Origin of the sequence: Nocardia sp. NPDC052001 (genome assembly GCF_040680615.1) — a bacterium.
Taxonomy (GTDB): Bacteria; Actinomycetota; Actinomycetes; order Mycobacteriales; family Mycobacteriaceae; genus Nocardia.
Genome location: NZ_JBFAXC010000007.1, coordinates 247,053 through 263,137, shown reverse-complemented (window position 1 = coordinate 263,137; position 16,085 = coordinate 247,053). Strand labels below are relative to the sequence as shown.

General features: G+C 66.6%; 15 protein-coding genes. 9 read left to right on the top strand and 6 right to left on the bottom strand.

Annotation, left to right across the window (positions count from 1 at the left end):
* Positions 1–8: 8 nt before the first annotated feature.
* Complete coding sequence (locus AB0L82_RS30180; protein WP_364643567.1) at positions 9–665, top strand: SRPBCC family protein; 657 nt, start codon at positions 9–11, stop codon at positions 663–665.
* The gene (locus AB0L82_RS30175) at positions 665–1,069 is read left to right on the top strand and encodes a metalloregulator ArsR/SmtB family transcription factor (RefSeq protein ID WP_364643564.1); all 405 of its coding nucleotides are present in this window, start codon (positions 665–667) and stop codon (positions 1,067–1,069) included. The genes AB0L82_RS30180 and AB0L82_RS30175 overlap by 1 nt, the downstream gene beginning before the upstream one ends.
* A gap of 87 nt (positions 1,070–1,156) precedes the next feature.
* On the opposite strand, the gene AB0L82_RS30170 is transcribed toward AB0L82_RS30175, so the two are convergent.
* From AB0L82_RS30170 to AB0L82_RS30160, 3 genes are read right to left on the bottom strand one after another with little or no spacing between them, the layout of a single operon-like run.
* A complete protein-coding gene (locus AB0L82_RS30170; RefSeq protein ID WP_364643561.1) occupies positions 1,157–2,209 on the bottom strand; it encodes an ABC transporter substrate-binding protein in 1,053 nt (350 codons plus the stop codon).
* A 2-nt stretch (positions 2,210–2,211) separates the two neighbouring features.
* Positions 2,212–3,096, bottom strand: a complete 885-nt coding sequence (locus AB0L82_RS30165) for an ABC transporter permease (protein WP_364643558.1) — start codon at positions 3,094–3,096, stop codon at positions 2,212–2,214.
* A complete protein-coding gene (locus AB0L82_RS30160; RefSeq protein ID WP_364643555.1) occupies positions 3,086–3,892 on the bottom strand; it encodes an ABC transporter ATP-binding protein in 807 nt (268 codons plus the stop codon). Before AB0L82_RS30160 ends, AB0L82_RS30165 begins: the two co-directional genes overlap by 11 nt.
* 162 nt (positions 3,893–4,054) lie before the next feature.
* Here AB0L82_RS30160 and AB0L82_RS30155 point away from each other — a divergent pair, with 162 nt between their 5' ends.
* The 4 genes from AB0L82_RS30155 (at position 4,055) to AB0L82_RS30140 (ending at position 7,383) form a co-directional block, all read left to right on the top strand.
* A complete protein-coding gene (locus tag AB0L82_RS30155; protein ID WP_364643552.1) occupies positions 4,055–5,836 on the top strand; it encodes a sensor histidine kinase in 1,782 nt (593 codons plus the stop codon).
* Positions 5,818–6,495 (top strand): response regulator, encoded by a 678-nt coding sequence (locus AB0L82_RS30150; RefSeq protein ID WP_364643549.1) that lies wholly within the window; start codon positions 5,818–5,820, stop codon positions 6,493–6,495. The genes AB0L82_RS30155 and AB0L82_RS30150 overlap by 19 nt, the downstream gene beginning before the upstream one ends.
* Positions 6,496–6,525: 30 nt before the next feature.
* On the top strand, positions 6,526–6,771 hold the full coding sequence (locus AB0L82_RS30145; RefSeq protein WP_364643546.1) for a hypothetical protein: 246 nt from the start codon (positions 6,526–6,528) through the stop codon (positions 6,769–6,771).
* A gap of 210 nt (positions 6,772–6,981) precedes the next feature.
* A complete protein-coding gene (locus tag AB0L82_RS30140) occupies positions 6,982–7,383 on the top strand; it encodes a VOC family protein (RefSeq protein ID WP_364644201.1) in 402 nt (133 codons plus the stop codon).
* Positions 7,384–7,408: 25 nt separating this feature from the next.
* Here AB0L82_RS30140 and AB0L82_RS30135 read toward each other — a convergent pair whose 3' ends face one another.
* Entirely contained in the window at positions 7,409–8,050 is a 642-nt protein-coding gene (locus AB0L82_RS30135; protein WP_364644198.1) for a methyltransferase domain-containing protein, read from the bottom strand.
* 16 nt (positions 8,051–8,066) lie between these two features.
* Entirely contained in the window at positions 8,067–9,461 is a 1,395-nt protein-coding gene (locus AB0L82_RS30130; protein ID WP_364643543.1) for an alpha/beta fold hydrolase, read from the bottom strand.
* Between the two features lie 129 nt (positions 9,462–9,590).
* On the opposite strand from AB0L82_RS30130, the gene AB0L82_RS30125 reads away from it, so the two are divergent.
* Positions 9,591–10,841: a serine hydrolase domain-containing protein gene (locus AB0L82_RS30125; protein WP_364643540.1), complete on the top strand. Its 1,251-nt coding sequence runs from the start codon at positions 9,591–9,593 to the stop codon at positions 10,839–10,841.
* A gap of 23 nt (positions 10,842–10,864) precedes the next feature.
* Here the strand turns inward: AB0L82_RS30125 and AB0L82_RS30120 are convergent, their stop codons facing one another.
* On the bottom strand, positions 10,865–11,386 hold the full coding sequence (locus AB0L82_RS30120) for an STM3941 family protein (protein WP_364643537.1): 522 nt from the start codon (positions 11,384–11,386) through the stop codon (positions 10,865–10,867).
* 96 nt (positions 11,387–11,482) lie between these two features.
* Here AB0L82_RS30120 and AB0L82_RS30115 point away from each other — a divergent pair, with 96 nt between their 5' ends.
* Both AB0L82_RS30115 and dnaE read left to right on the top strand, forming a co-directional pair.
* A complete protein-coding gene (locus AB0L82_RS30115; RefSeq protein ID WP_364643534.1) occupies positions 11,483–12,364 on the top strand; it encodes a DMT family transporter in 882 nt (293 codons plus the stop codon).
* A gap of 101 nt (positions 12,365–12,465) precedes the next feature.
* On the top strand, positions 12,466–16,014 hold the full coding sequence (gene dnaE / locus AB0L82_RS30110; protein ID WP_364643531.1) for a DNA polymerase III subunit alpha: 3,549 nt from the start codon (positions 12,466–12,468) through the stop codon (positions 16,012–16,014).
* The last annotated feature ends 71 nt before the right edge of the window (positions 16,015–16,085 follow it).

Genomic DNA, 16,085 nt, shown 5'->3' with positions numbered 1-16,085 from the left:
AGGATGATATGGCCCTGCTCGACGACCCCATCGCCGTCGCCGGACTGGTCGTGCGCGAGGTGCGCACCGGTGTGCGGGACGGTAAGCCGACCCGCACCGCCGTCGCCCGCCGCGTCTACGCAACCGATCAGGCCGATCTCTGGGACGCGCTCACCAATCCGGAACGGCTGCCGCGCTGGTTCCTGCCGGTGACCGGTGAGCTGAAGCCCGGCGGCCGCTATCAGACCCAGGGCAATGCGGGCGGGCTCATCGAGGAGTGCGAGGCTCCGGAGCGCTTCGCGGTGACCTGGGAAATGGGCCCGGCCATGTCCTGGCTGACCATCGGCCTCACCCCGGACGGCGACGGCACCGCATTGGAACTGGTGCACGAGGCACTGGTGGATCCGGGATTCTGGACGCAGTACGGCCCGGGCGCGGTCGGTGTCGGCTGGGATCTGGCGCTGATGGCCCTGGGGCTGCACATCGACTCCGGCGAATCGGTGGATCCGGCTGCGGGACTGGCCTTTCCGACCACCCCGCCCGGCATCGAATTCGTGAGCGCGGCCGCCGAGGGCTGGGCGGCGGCCGCTATCGCCGACGGTGACGATCCCGCCGTCGCCCGCGCGGCGCGGGACAATACGATTACCTTCTACACGGTCGAGCCGGAGGGCAGCGCGGAATCCTGATGGCGATATCCCCGGCGAGAATCTTCGACGCCCTCGGCGATCCGGTGCGCCGCTTCATCCTGGAACTGGTGGGTGCGGGCGAACTGCCCGCCGGGGCGATTGTCGCCGCGGCGCAACGGTTCACCTCGATTTCGCAGCCCGGGGTCTCCCAGCATCTCAAGGTATTGCGCGAGGCCGGACTGCTCACCGTGCGCGCCGAGGGCACCCGCCGGATCTACGCCATCGATCCCGAGGCCACCCGGGCGGCCCGCGAGTGGCTCGCGGCGCTGACCGTGCAGCCGTTCGCGCAACCGCTGGACGCGCTCGCCACCGAGATCGCGCGCGGGCAGCGGGAGCGCCGGAATCAGCATCCGGGCAAGAGCATTCGCGATGAACCTCCCGGCCGGGACGCCCGCTACGGCTGACCGGCGTCCGAACATCGAAGTGCCCCGTGCGAATCCCGCATCCCCCTCATCGGATGCGCGTTCGCACGGGGCTTTTCGGATCGGGCGCTACTGCGCGGTGGGCCGCAGCGCCTGTTCCACGAACCGATTGGTGTAGGTGGCATCGAGATCGATGCGATCCCGCACCGGCTTCACATTGCGCGAGTACTGCCCCAGAATCCGCAGCACGTTCTGCGCGCCTTCGCGTTTCATCAGCCCGTCACCGTTGAACATGCTGATCGAATCGCTGACCGATTTCACATACAGCGCGGGATCACCGCCCGCGTACTGCGATGGCATCTTCGCCGCGATCTCCTGCGGTGAATGCGCCTTGATCCACTGCAGGGTCTGCACGAACGAGGTGACCAGCTGCTGCACGATCTCCGGATGGCTGTCCACGGTCTCGCAGCGCATATACAGCGAGGCCGCCGGATACAGTCCGCCCAGCGCGGCCCGGGTGCCCTGTTCATTGCGCATATCGATGAGCACCTGGGCATCACCCGAGCTGACCATCTTGGCGACGGTCGGATCGGTGGTCATGCCCGCGTCGATGCCATTGTGGTTCATACCCGCGATGAAAGTCTGTCCCGCACCGACTTTCACCCGCGTGTAGTCCGAGGTGCTCAACCCCTCCTGCCCGGCCAGCGCCTGGGTGAGGAAATCGGTGGAGGATCCCAGCGAGGTGACGCCGAGGTTGCGGCCCGCGAAGTCCTTGGGGGAGCGGATGGTTCCCGCGTCCGCGGTGGACACCAGCTCCACTTCGCCCGGCACATCGGCGAATTGGACCACGGTGCGCAGGCATTGATCCTTGGCCTGCAGATCGATGGTGTGATCGTAGAATCCGACCACGGCCTGCACATCGCCGGTGAGCAGCGCGGTTTCGGCGGTCGCGCCGGACTGTTCGCCGAGCAGTTTCACATCGATGTCATTGCGTTCGAAATTGCCGAGCTGCTGGGTCAGCATGGCGGGCAGGTAGATCACCTTCTCCAGGCCGCCGACCATGATGGTGAGCTGCGGTCGCCCGTTCGCGGTCGGAATGGTGCGCGAGTCACGACAGCCGGTCGCCAGCAGCAGCGAGGAGACGGCGAGCAGAATGAGCGCCAGGCTCTTGCGGTAGCGCATGCTCACATCCCGCCGTGGCCCGCGGCCGCCTGCGATGGACGCCATTTCAGCAGGCGTCCCTCGGCCAGGCCGATGATCCATTCCGCGACCAGCGCCACCACGGTGATGACGATCATGCCCGCGTAGATGCCCGCCGCGTCGAAGGTGCCCTGCGCGTTCGAGATGAGCAGGCCCAAACCCTTGCTGGCACCGGCGTATTCACCGACCACCGCGCCGATGAGCGCGAAACCGAAGGCGGTGTGCAGGCTGGACAGAATCCAGGTGGTGGCGCTCGGCAGCACGATCGAGGTGAGCACCTGGCGCTTGGACGCGCCCAGGATGCGGGCATTGTTGATCACATTGCCGTCCACCTCGCGAGCACCGGTGAAGGCGTTGAAGAACACCGCGAAGAACACCAGCACCACGACGGTCGCCACCTTGGAACTCAGGCCCAGGCCGAACCAGATGATGAACAGCGATGCCAGCACGATGCGCGGAACGGCGTTGAGCGCCTTGATGAACGGCGCGAGCACATCGGCCCAGTACCGGCTACGGCCCAGCAGCACACCCAGCACCACACCGGCTACGGTGCCGATGACGAAGCCCAGCACGGCTTCCTGCACGGTGGTGTAGAGCTGCAACCAAATGGAGCCGAATTGCGTGCCCTCGGTGAACCATTCGACGAGCCGGTCCCAGATGAGCGAGGGCTTGGAGTAGAAGAACGGATCGATCCACAGCGAGGCGGTCAGCTCCCAGGACCCCAGCCACAGCACGACCAGCAGGGCGCGCAGGCTCCACGTGCGAATCTTGTTCTTGCGTGCCTGATTACGCACCCGGGTGAGGATCTGCTCCTCGGATTCGAAAACCGGTGTGGCGGCGACATTCTGCGGTAGGACATCAAGCGACACGGGAGGCTCCCTCACTACGCGCCGCCTCGACCTGATCGCGCAGCGTTTCCCAGATTTCCTTGTAGAGATCGCGGAACTCCTCGGTGAGCCGCACCTCCTCGACATCACGCGGCCGCTCCAGGCTCACCGTGAAATCACCGCATACCGTTGCGGGAGAAGCGGTCATGACGACCACGCGATCGGCGAGGGCGATGGCCTCCTCCAGATCGTGCGTCACGAAGATGACCGCCGCGTTCGTCCCGGACCACACCCGCAGCAGTTCGTCCTGCATGAGCTGGCGGGTCTGCACGTCCAGCGCGCTGAACGGCTCATCCATGAGAATGATCTCGGGATCGTTCACCAGGGTCTGCGCCAGCGACACCCGTTTGCGCATACCGCCGGACAGTTGATGCGGGTAGTACCCCTCGAATCCGGCGAGACCGACCGTGCGCACCCAGGCGGCGGCGCGTTCGCGGGCGGCCTTCTTGGGCACACCCCGGAAGGCCGGGCCCAGGGCCACGTTGTCCAGCACCGTCTTCCACGGCAGCACCGCGTCCTGCTGGAACATGTAGCCGACGCCGTCCGGGATGCCGCGCACATCCGCGCCGCGCACCAGTGTCCTTCCGGCCGAGGCGGGTTCGAGTCCGGAGACCAGCGACAGCGTGGTGGACTTGCCGCAGCCGGTCGGGCCGACCACGGCGACGAACTCGCCGGGTGCGACGGTGAAGTTCAGGTCGCGCACCGCGGTGTGAATGCCACCGTTCGTCCCCGGGAAGCGCTTGGTCGCGCCCCTGAGCTCAATCAGCGGATCTGTCATTGCCACTCCTGTATTCCTGCCGCGTCCCTGCGGCGTTGGACAGAAGTTACGTGTCCCCGGTCACACCGGACCCGGTTGTGCGCGCTACCCGCACAAGCAGCGATTCGGACGTTTCGCGCATTCTGCTCATGCGTTTGCCGGGGGTTCTCTACACTGTCGCCCGTGTTCTCGCTCGGCCCCCGCTCGGTTCGTCTCCGAACCCAGATCGTGCTGTTGCAGGTCGCGGTGGTCGGATTGACGCTGGGCCTGGCATTCGGCGTATTCGCGTACGTCAGCGGACAGCGGCTGTCGGGGGAGTACGGCGAAAGGGCGCTTGCCATCGCGCGCACGGTCGCCTCGGATCAGGTGGTGCGGACCGAGGTCGCGCGCTATAGCAATTCCGCATTGCCAACCGGACCGCAACTCGAGGACGAGCTCGCCGACGGCGAACTGGCGCATATCGCCGATGACGCTCGGCTGCGCACCGGAGCGTTGTTCGTGGTCATCACCGATGACGCGGGCCTGCGGCTGGCGCATCCGGATCGCACCCGGCTCGGCGAGATGGTCAGCACCGACCCGTCCAAGGCACTCGCCGGCGGTGAGGTGGTGATTCGCGAACACGGCACGCTCGGTGAATCGGTGCGCGCGAAAGTGCCTGTGCTCGAACGCGGTACCGGCCGGGTGGTCGGTGAGGTGAGCGTGGGCATCTCCACCACCGCCGTGCGCGAACAGCTGCTGCGCGATCTGCGCCGGGCCGGACTGCTGATCGGCGGCGCACTGCTGGCGGGTATCGCCGGATCGGTATTGCTGGCTCGTCGCTGGCACGGGCTGACCCTGGGCCTGGAACCGTCGGAACTCGCCGAACTGGTCCGCGAACAGGACGCCGTGCTGCACGGCATCGGTGAAGGCGTGGTCGCCGCCGATGCCGCCTGGCGCGTCACCGTCATCAATGACGAGGCCCGCCGCCTGCTCGGCATCACCGCCGCACCCGGCGCGGATATCGACGCCATCGGCCTGACTCCCCGTGTGCTGCAAGCCTTCCGGTCCGCCGACGGCCAACCCATGCAGGCCGCGGTGGGGGAGCGCATCGTCGTCGTCACCGCCCGCGCGGTCACCCGGGACGGGCGTCCGCTCGGTGCGGTCCTGAGCGTGCGCGACCGCACCGATGTGGAATCCCTTACCCGCCAACTGGATGCGGTCCGTTCCATGAGCACCGTGCTGCGCGCCCAGCGCCACGAATTCGCCAACCGCCTGCACCTGCTCAGCGGGCTACTGCACACCGGCCGCTCCGGCGAAGCGGCGAACTACCTCGACGAACTCCTCGGCTCCGGTCCCCTCGGTGCGGCCCTGCCCGGTATCGACGCCGTCGCCGACCCCTACCTGCAAGCCTTCCTCTCCGCCAAAGCGGCCCACGCCCGCGAGAAGGGCGTCCACCTCCGCCTCGGCCCCAACACCTGGGTGACCGCGAATCTCGCTGCGCCCGTAGATGTCACGACCGTTCTGGGGAATCTGCTCGACAACGCCATCGAGGCCGCGCGTGAGCGGGCCGACGGCGAATCCGGTACGGAGATGGACCTCTCGGCGGCCGTGGTCGCCGACGAGCCGCCGACGGTGGAGGTCGAACTGATGCAGGAGGGGGAGACCCTGCACATCGCGGTGGCCGACAATGGTGGTGGCGTCCCGGCCGAGCTGGTGGAATCGGTTTTCGCCGAGGGCGTTTCGACTCGTACGGGTGCCGAGGTGCCGGGCGGGCGCGGGGTGGGGCTGGCGCTGTCCCGTCAGGTGGCGCGGGCGCGCGGGGGCGAGGTTCGGCTCGCGCATCCGGGTGGCGTCGCCGCGAGTACCGGGGAATCCGGTGCGGGGGAGTCGACGGAGTCCGAAAGACCGCTGCGGGGAGCGGAGTTCATTGCCCGGTTACCGGGTGTGCTGATCGAGGGAGAACCGGCGTGGGCCGCGGAGAACTGAAGGTCCTGGTGGTCGATGATGACTTCCGGGTGGCGAATATGCATGCCGGAATCGTCTCGGCGCTACCGGGATTCACTGTCGGGGCGGTCGTGAACACCTTGGCCGCCGCGCGGGCTGAGATCGAGCGGGCCGCTTTCGATCTGGCGCTGGTCGACGTCTATCTGCCCGATGGTTCCGGGGTGGAGCTGGTGCGCGAGATTCGGTTCGACGCCATGATGCTCACGGCCGCAACCGAATCCGAGACGGTGCGCGGGGCGCTGGCGGCGGGTGCGCTCGGCTATCTGGTGAAACCGTTCGATCATGCCGCGCTGGCTGCCCGGCTGGCGGGTTACGCCCGCTACCGCCGCATCCTGTCGGCCCCGGAGATCGGGGCGGCCGATGTCGATGCGGCGCTGCTGGCGCTGCGGCCCAGTGCGCTGCCGAGCAGTGCCGCGTCCCAGGCGGCGGCGGTCGCCTCGCCGACGAAAGACCTTGTCCTGCAAGCCGTCCAGCGTGCCACCGCGCCCATGTCCGCCGCACAGGTATCGGCCGCCATCGGAATTTCCCGCGCCACCGCGCAGCGGTATCTCGCTACCCTGGTGGCTACGGGGGGCCTGCGCATGCAGTTGCGCTACGGCAGCACCGGGCGTCCCGAACAGGAGTATTCCGCCCCTGTCTGAAATGTCCACATATCACTATCCTGCAAACGGGTGGTGCACCCCGTCACCGTCCTGGAAGGAAATATCCTCATGCGCAATCGTTTCCGTGCCGGAGTCCTGGCGAGCGCCCTGCTGCTCGCGCCGCTGACCGCCGTCGCCACCGCCTCGGCCGTACCGCTCGACGAGGCTCCCGCGCAGAATGCCGATGTCGCGGGGCAGGTCTGCATCCAGCAGTTCCCGCAGAGCGTGATCTGCCTGCTCAGCACCTTCTCGGCCTCAGCATCCGCGCAGAAATAGTAGCTGTATTTTCCCAGGGGCTCTGCCCCCGGACCCCCGGAATCGGGGGCCTGCCCCCGGCCCCCGCCGGGGGCTGCGCCCCCGAACCCCCGGAAAAGAAATTTTGCGGATTGGCTGTTTATTGGTTAGTTTCGAGGGTGTGGCGGTGCTCCTGTCGGCCGACTTGCACCGGTCCAGGGTCGGGATCGCCACGGACACAGGAGAATTCCGATAACTATTCAGTTCAACCACACCATTGTCGCGAGCAAGGACAATCGGGAGACCGCCGAATTCTGGGCGGATATCCTCGGGTTGGAAGTCGGGGCGGAGTGGGGTCCGTTCATCGCGCTGCCCGTACACAATGGCGTCACCTTCGATTTCGCCAAGAGCCCGCCGGATATCCCGGGCGGCATCCACCCCACGCACTACGCCTTCCTGGTCTCGGAGGACGAATTCGATTCGGCCTACAAGAAGATTCAGGAGCGCGGACTCACCTACTGGGCGGATCCGCGCATGCAGGCCGAGAACGAGATCAACCACAATGACGGTGGCCGCGGTATCTACTTCACCGATCCCAACGGCCACTACATGGAGTTGATCACCGTTCCGTACGGCGGCTGGCCCCAGACGTAGTACCGGGCGCGGGGCGTCGGCGAGCTCACACCGAGATCGCCACGCCCCGTGACAGCGCGCCCATGAATTTCGGGGCCATCTTCTCGTAGAAGCGATCCACTTCGCGAATCTCGAAACCCGAATCCTCGATCATCGCGCGAATATCGCGATTCAGATTGCAGCCGCCGAACAGCGTCCGCTGTACCGGGTTCAGGCGATGCTGCCATTTCTGGACACCGGCATCCGGTGCGAGTCCGTGTTCGACGAAATGCAGTGTCCCGCCGGGCGTCAACACCCGCCGCAATTCCGCCAGCGCGGCCTGTGCGTCGGGAATGGTGCACAGCGTCCAGGTGGACAGCGCCGAATCGAAACTGTTGTCCGCGAACGGCAGTGACTGTCCATCCAGTCCGGCCCGCTCGACGGGGACGTTCGCGGCGGCAACCCGCTTGCTCGCCATTTGCCAGCCGCGATCCACCGGCTCCACCGCGGTCACCGAATCCACCGCGCCCGGATAGAACGGCACATTGCGTCCCGATCCGAACCCGATCTCGACCACCCGCCCGTGCAGGCCCTCACAGGTCTGCTCGCGCACCGGATCGAGCATCGCCGATCCGCACGACAGATCGATGATCCGGGGGAGAACCTGGTTCTCGTAGATGCCCATACGCTCACTCTTCCAAGGAAATATCCGGTGCGCCAGGGCGCTAGCGCTTGGGCGGGAAGCGCTGGGTCAGCCAGGCGGTGTACATATCCAGCACCGCCGGATCGATGGTCGTCTCGATGGTCCCGTACTCGGAGACCAAACCGGTCTTGGTCGGCTGCATCAAATGGTTGAGGCCGTCGAAGACGTGCACGGTGGCATCGGGATCGGCGGCCAGCGCGGTGCGCGCCGGACCTTCGTTCTGGGCCGACGGCACCTGGAGATCCTTGCCGCCGTATACCGCGAGCACCGGGATCCGCAGCGCCGAAAGCGCCGGGGCGGGATCGTAATTCACCAGTGCCAGCATGCTCGGTGTGATGGTGCTGTCCAGCACGTCATCCTTGCTGCGCTGATCGGCGGGCAGTGAATCATTGTGCGCGTGCGCGTATTTCCGCGCGGCTTCCACATCGCCGCCGCGCATCACCTCGGTGAGTCCGGTGATGTAGGCGACCTGCGCGTCGACCTGTTCCTGGGTCGCGCCGCCCGCGGCCAGGATGAGCCGGTTCTGTTCGATCAGCACCTCGGATCCGCGCACCGACGGCCCCGCCATGAGAATCGCGAAGGCGATACCGCTGTCCGGCTTGGCCGCGGCCAGTGGTGCGAGGTAGCCGCCCTCGCTGTGGCCCAGCACACCGATGCGTTTGCCGTCGATCTCCGAACGGCCGCGCAGGAAGCTCACTCCGGCGGCCACGTCATCGGCGAGCTGATCGTAATTCGCCTGGTCGATCTTGCCCCCGGTACCGCCGACACCCCGGTCATCGGTGCGCAGCACGGCATATCCCGCGCGTGTCAACGTGTCCGCGATCAGCAGGAACGGTTTGTGCCCGGCGATTTCCTCATTGCGATCCTGCGGTCCGCTGCCGGTGATCAGCACGACGGCGGGATGCAGTCCGGCGCTTCGCGGTTCGGTGAGTGTGCCCGCGATGGTGATATCGCCGCTGCGATAGCTGACATCCTCGGAGTTGTACGGGAACGGCGGTTTCGGCTCCTGCGGGCGATTCAATCCGGCGATCTTGCCGCGCGTCATATTCAGCGGGAACGTAGCACCGGACTGGCTGAACTCGCCCTTGATGGTGTCCGACCCCTTGTCGAACTTGCCCTTGAACGATGGCGTGCCCGGGAATCCGGTGATGGTCCACGCCACCTGATCCGGATCGGTCTTCACCGCACCCAATTCCTGCGCCGTCACTCCCTGCAGCGGAATGTCGATGGTGGCCTTGCCATCCGCGGTGAAGGTGACCCCGACCGGCAATGGCTGATCCGGGATCTCGATATTTCCGTGCCAGTCCCCGGGGACCCCGGCGGGCGTCGCGGGCGCGTCGTTCTTCGACGCGCAGCCCGCCACCGCCACGGCGACCACGACCAGCACACTCAGTGAAAGAGACCGCAGGGCTCGCATGCCGCCCAGCGTACGCGGGGGTCACACCCGCATTACCGATTCGACACCCCGCATAACCACTGGGCACTCGCGGGTAACTCTCGCTGTCATCCCATTGCCCGGCGCGCCGCGCGCTTCTACCGTGGATCGATGAGCAACGTCGCCATCGCCCTCGATCTCGCGGATCTACCCACCGGCATGGGCGGTTACGCGACCCCCGAATTCGGTCCGCTGGTACGGACTTTCGCCCGTTTCATGGGCGGGGTGCCCGGTGCGGGCGGTGCGCTCACCGTGCATCTGCGCGGTGTCCCGCTGGTGGACATCCAGATCGGCGAATCCGCGCCCGGCACCGCCTGGGACGCCGATACCGGCGCGATCGTGTTCTCCGCCACCAAAGGCATTGCGGCGACGGTCATCCACCGCCTCGCCGATCGCGGCCTCATCGACTACGACACCCCGGTCGCCTACTACTGGCCCGAATTCGCCGCCAATGGCAAAGAGCGAATCACCGTGCGCCAGCTGCTCTCCCATCGCGCGGGGCTGTCCGGCCTGCCGGATATCGCCGCCGGGCTGGACGACATCCTCGATCACCGGCTGATGGAACAGCGCCTGGCCGCCGCCAAACCCGATCATCTGCGGGGCACCCCCACCTACCACGCGCTCACCTACGGCTGGCTGCTCGCCGGTCTGGCCCGCGCCGTCACCGGCCGCGGTATGGCCGAACTCTTCCGCACCGAGGTCGCGGAACCCCTGGGCACCACCGGCATCCACCTCGGCAGGCCACCGGCGGGTTCGGCCACCACCGCCGCCACCATGCACGGCGGCCGCCTGGCGTTCGTCGGCACCACCTATATCTCGCTGGTCCTGGGCCGCGCCTATTCGTTCCCGGGCGCACTCGGCGCGGCCTCGCGGGCCCTGTTCCTCCCCGGCCTGGAGGACTTCCTCGAGGGCGACACCCCGCCCATTCTCGACACCGAACTCCCCGCCGGAAACGGCGTCTGCACCGCCACCGGCCTGGCGACCCTGTACGGCGCACTCGCCAATGGCGGCATGTACAACGGCCGCCGCTTCCTGTCACCGCAGACGATCAAAACCATGCGCCACATCGAGACCTACTCCCTCGATCACGCCCTGTTCTACATCCCCATGCTCTGGCATATGGGCTACCACTCCCTGCCGATCCCCGGAGCCCGAGCCGGTTTCGGCCATATCGGCCTCGGCGGCTCCTTCGGCTGGGCCGACCCCAACACCGGCCTCTCGGTCGGCTTCACCCATAACCGTCTCTCCCTGACCGCCCTCTACACGGACCAACTGGCCTCGGCATGGGTGCTGCCGCTGGCGGTGCGGGGCGCTCGATCAACGCGCCGCACCGCCCAGACCCCGGCCCGCCGAGCCGCCTGAGAGCCCTTGCCGAACAAGGGAGTTCAGCCGCGGAGATCCTCGATCCGCAGCGTCGGGCAGTAGCGGCGGATGGTGAGGGCGATATCGTCGACCGAGACCGAGAGGGTCTGCGCGGTGATGGTGAGGGGGCTGTAGCCCAGCGCGGTATTGCTCTGGGCGAGGAGCCGGCCCGCCGGGGACAGCCCGGCGGTGTGGTTCTCGATGTGGTGCGGGAGCACCTCCAGGGCGTGCTGACGGCCCGTGTGGCGCAGCCGGATTCGTTCGATCTCATGCCAGCCGAGGCTGCGATTGCGGAAGGCCAGCCCCTGGAAGGAGATCGTCAACTGCGGGCTGCGGCGCACGAATTGAACTCCGAGCAGCACGGCGCAGAACCCGAAGAACAGCACCGCGAGCGCACCCCAGATGACCGCCTTCACCCCGCCGAACGCCACCATCGCGATCCCGGTGATCACCAGCGCCACCGCACACAGCAGCGGAACCAGCAGGCGCGATTGCGAGATGTAGTAGACGGTCGAACCGTCCGTGCTGCGGTCGGACGGCGACATACGAATTCCCTTTGCTCGAACGAGTTCAGTGCGTGATCATCCGCCACCGAGCGCGCCGGTTCAAACGGGGAAAGCCGGGCGCGGCAGACTGGGGGCGTGCAGCTTCCTGTCGGTGCGGTGATTTGCGCGTTTATCGCGGCCCTGTTGTTCGCGGTGTCGGCGGTGGCGCAGCAGAGCGCCGCCGCCGAGGTGCCCGAGGGCGAAGGGCTGATGCGGGCGCTGGTCCGGAATCCGCGATGGTGGGCCGGGATGATCGGGGACGGTGGGGGATTCGCGTTCCAGGTCGCGGCGCTGGCGCTGGGATCGGTGCTCATCGTGCAGCCGATTCTGGTCAGTGCGCTGGTGTTCGCGTTGCCGATGGCGGCGCGCTACAGCGGGCGCAAGACCACGCCGAGCATGTGGGCCAACGCCCTGGCGCTCTCGGTGGCGCTGGCGGTGTTCCTGATCGTCGGCGATCCGACCGAGGGGCTGGACAACGCACCCTGGCATCGCTGGCTGTGGCCGCTGGGACTGGTGTTCGGGGTGGTGGCGGCGGGGGTCATCGGCGCGCGGGTGGTGAAAACGCCTGCGTTGCGGGCGCTTCTGCTCGGCGGTGCGGGCGGCACGCTGGTGGGTGTGTCGGCGGCCTTGACCGCCAATGTGACCCGGTTGTTCGGGGAGTCGATCAGCTCGGCGCTGACCAGCTGGGAGATCTATGTGCTGGTGCTCACCGGAGTCGGGGGCGTGTATCTCCAACAGCGCGGATATCAGGCCGGATCGCTCGCCGCCTGCCTTCCGGCCTTCACGATCGCCGAACCGCTGGTCGCCGCGTTCGTCGGGATCACCGTGCTGGATGAGCGTTTGCGCAGCGGTCCGGTCGGCACCGCGTTCGTGATCGTGGCCGTCCTCGTCATGTGCGTCGCGACCGTCGCGCTCTCGCGGGCGCAGGCGGGCGCACCGCTCGAAGTGTCCGATTCCGCACCGGTTTCGCAGCCCTGAGAGTGACCTCGAGCACGACACGCGCAAGGCGAAACGCCGTACGCGCAAGTCACGTCCGCGTGCCTTCGAAACCAGTCGGTGGGGGCGCTTAGTATGTCTGCGTGTCAGCCTCGTCGGGATCATTCGTCCATCTCCACAACCACACCGAGTACTCGATGCTCGACGGCGCGGCGAAGATCACGCCTCTGTTCAAGGAGGCCAAACGGCTGGGCATGACCGCCGTCGGCATGTCCGACCACGGAAACATGTACGGCGCCTCGGAGTTCTACAACTCCGCCAAGGCACAGGGCGTCAAGCCGATCATCGGCATCGAGGCGTACATCGCCCCCGAATCCCGCTTCAACACCAAGCGCGTGCAGTGGGGCGATCCGTCGCAGAAGAGCGATGACGTCTCCGGCTCGGGCGCGTACACCCATATGACCATGGTCGCGGAGAACGCGCAGGGGCTGCGGAACCTGTTCAAGCTCTCCAGCCTCGCCTCCATCGAGGGCCAGCTCGGCAAGTGGGCGCGTATGGACGCCGACATCATCGCCGAGCACGCGGCGGGCATCATCGCCACCACCGGCTGCCCCTCCGGCGAGGTGCAGACCCGACTGCGCCTGGGCCAGGAGCGCGAAGCCCTCGAGGCCGCCGCCAAATGGCAGGAGATCTTTGGTCCGGAGAACTTCTTCCTGGAGATCATGGACCACGGCCTGTCCATCGAACGCCGCGTGCGCGAGGGCCTGCTCATGGTCGGCCGCGAGCTGGGCATCCCGCCGCTGGCCACCAATGACTGCCACTACGTGCACGAGTCCGATGCGAGCAATCACGAAGCGCTGCTGTGCATTCAGACCGGCAAGACGCTCTCGGACCCCACTCGCTTCAAGTTCGACGGCTCGGGCTACTACCTCAAGTCCGCCGAGGAAATGCGCGCCATCTGGGATGACGAGGTCCCCGGCGCCTGCGATAACACCGTCCTCATCGGCGAGCGCGTGCAGTCGTACGACGAGGTGTGGGCCCCGCGCGACCGCATGCCGATCTTCCCGGTGCCCGAGGGCGAGACCCAGGGCAGCTGGCTGCGGCACGAGGTCATGACCGGTCTGCATCGCAGGTTCCCCAATGGCATTCCGCCGGAATACCTGCCGCGCGCGGAATTCGAACTCGACGTGATCATCGAAATGGGCTTCCCGGCCTACTTCCTCATCGTCGCCGACCTCATCACCTACGCGCGCTCGGTCGGCATCCACGTCGGCCCGGGTCGTGGTTCGGCCGCCGGCTCGCTGGTCGCCTGGTCCATGGGCATCACCAATATCGATCCGATCCCGCACGGGCTGCTCTTCGAGCGCTTCCTCAATCCCGAGCGCGTATCCATGCCCGATATCGATATCGACTTCGACGATCGCCGCCGCGGTGAAATGGTCCGCTATGCCACCGAGAAGTGGGGCAGTGACCGCGTCGCGCAGGTGATCACCTTCGGTACCATTAAAACCAAAGCGGCGCTGAAGGATTCGGCCCGCGTCCAGTTCGGCCAGCCCGGTTTCGCCATCGCCGACCAGATCACCAAGGCGCTGCCGCCGCCGATCATGGCCAAGGACATCTCGGTCTCGGGCATCATGGATCCCGAGCACGAGCGGTACAAAGAGGCCGCCGAGGTCCGCGAACTCATCAACAACAATCCGGACGTCGCCAAGATCTACGAGACCGCACGCGGGCTCGAGGGCCTGATCCGCAATGCCGGTGTGCACGCCTGCGCGGTCATCATGTCGTCCGAACCGCTCACCGACGCCATCCCGGTGTGGAAGCGCGCCCAGGACGGCGCGATCATCACCGGCTGGGACTATCCGTCGTGCGAGGCCATCGGCCTGTTGAAGATGGACTTCCTGGGTCTGCGCAACCTGACCGTCATCGGCGACGCGCTGGTGAACATGAAGGCCAACCGCGGTATCGACCTGGACCTGGACACGCTGCCGCTGGAAGACGCCCCCACCTACGAATTGCTCGCTCGCGGTGACACTCTCGGGGTATTCCAGCTCGACGGCGGCGCCATGCGCGATCTGCTGCGACGCATGCAGCCGACCGGCTTCGAGGACATCGTCGCCGTGCTCGCGCTGTACCGCCCCGGCCCCATGGGCATGAACGCCCACAATGACTACGCCGACCGCAAGAACGGGCGGCAAGAGGTCAAACCGATTCACCCGGAGCTCGAAGAGCCCCTGAAGGACATTCTGCGTGATACCTACGGCCTGATCGTGTATCAGGAGCAGATCATGCAGATCGCGCAGAAGGTCGCCGGCTACTCCCTCGGCCGAGCCGATATCCTGCGCCGCGCCATGGGTAAGAAGAAGGCCTCGGTCCTGGAAGCCGAGTTCGAGGGCTTCGAAGCGGGCATGGTCGAGAACGGTTTCTCCAAACCGGCCGTGAAGGCCCTGTGGGACACCATTCTTCCGTTCGCCGGATACGCGTTCAACAAATCGCACGCCGCCGGCTACGGCCTGGTGTCGTTCTGGACCGCGTACCTCAAGGCCAACTATCCCGCCGAATACATGGCCGGTCTGCTCACCTCCGTCGGTGACGACAAGGACAAGGCCGCGGTCTATCTGGCCGACTGCCGTCGCCTGGGCATTCAGGTGCTGCCGCCGGACGTCAATGAATCCGAGCTCGAATTCGCCTCGGTCGGCGGCGATATCCGCTTCGGTCTGGGCGCGGTCCGCAATGTGGGCGCGAACGTGGTGGCCTCGATCATCGCCGCGCGCAAGGAGAAGTCGAAGTTCACCGACTTCTCCGACTATCTGAACAAGGTCGACGCCGCCGCCTGCTCCAAGAAGGTCATCGAATCCCTCATCAAGGCGGGCGCTTTCGATTCGCTCGGGCATCCGCGCAAGGGTCTGCTGCTGGTGCACTCCGATGCCATCGACGCGGTCATGTCGACCAAGAAGGCCGAGGCCATCGGCCAGTTCGACCTGTTCGGCGGGCTGGACGACGATGATTCGATGGCGAGCGTGTTCAATGTGAAGGTCCCCGACGAGGAGTGGGAGACCAAGCACAAACTCGCCCTGGAGCGAGAGATGCTGGGCCTGTACGTATCCGGGCATCCGCTCAACGGCGTCGAACATGTACTCGCGGCCCAGTCCGATACCCAGATCCCGACCATTCTCGACGGTGACGTCAAGGACGGTCAGCAGGTCACCATCGGCGGCATCTTCGCCAGTGTCACCCGCCGCGTCAACAAGAACGGCCTGGCCTGGGCGTCGGCGCAATTGGAAGACCTCAGCGGTGGTATCGAGGTGCTGTTCTTCCCGCAGTCCTATTCGGTCTACGGTATGGATGTCACCGAGGACGCCATCGTGCTGGTGAAGGCGCGCGTCTCGGCCCGCGACGATCGCATCTCGCTGATCGCCAATGACCTTGTGGTGCCGGATCTCTCATCCATCGGCGTGGACAAGCCGATGTCGGTGGTGATCCCGACCCGGCTGTGCACCCCGGATAAGATCAGCGCCCTCAAGCGGGTGCTCAGCAGTCATCCCGGCACCGCGGACGTGCATATCCGCCACGTCGGCTCGCGCGAGCGCACCACCGTGCTGAAAGTCGCTGACAACCTGCGGGTTTCACCGTCCTCGGCGCTCATGGGCGACCTCAAGGCACTGCTCGGCCCCGGCTGCCTGGCGGGCTGAGCCTCCCCGGTTTCACCTGATCACGGCAGTAGGGTGCCGGTAGGCACAGCCGTGATCAGGACCGGAGAGGA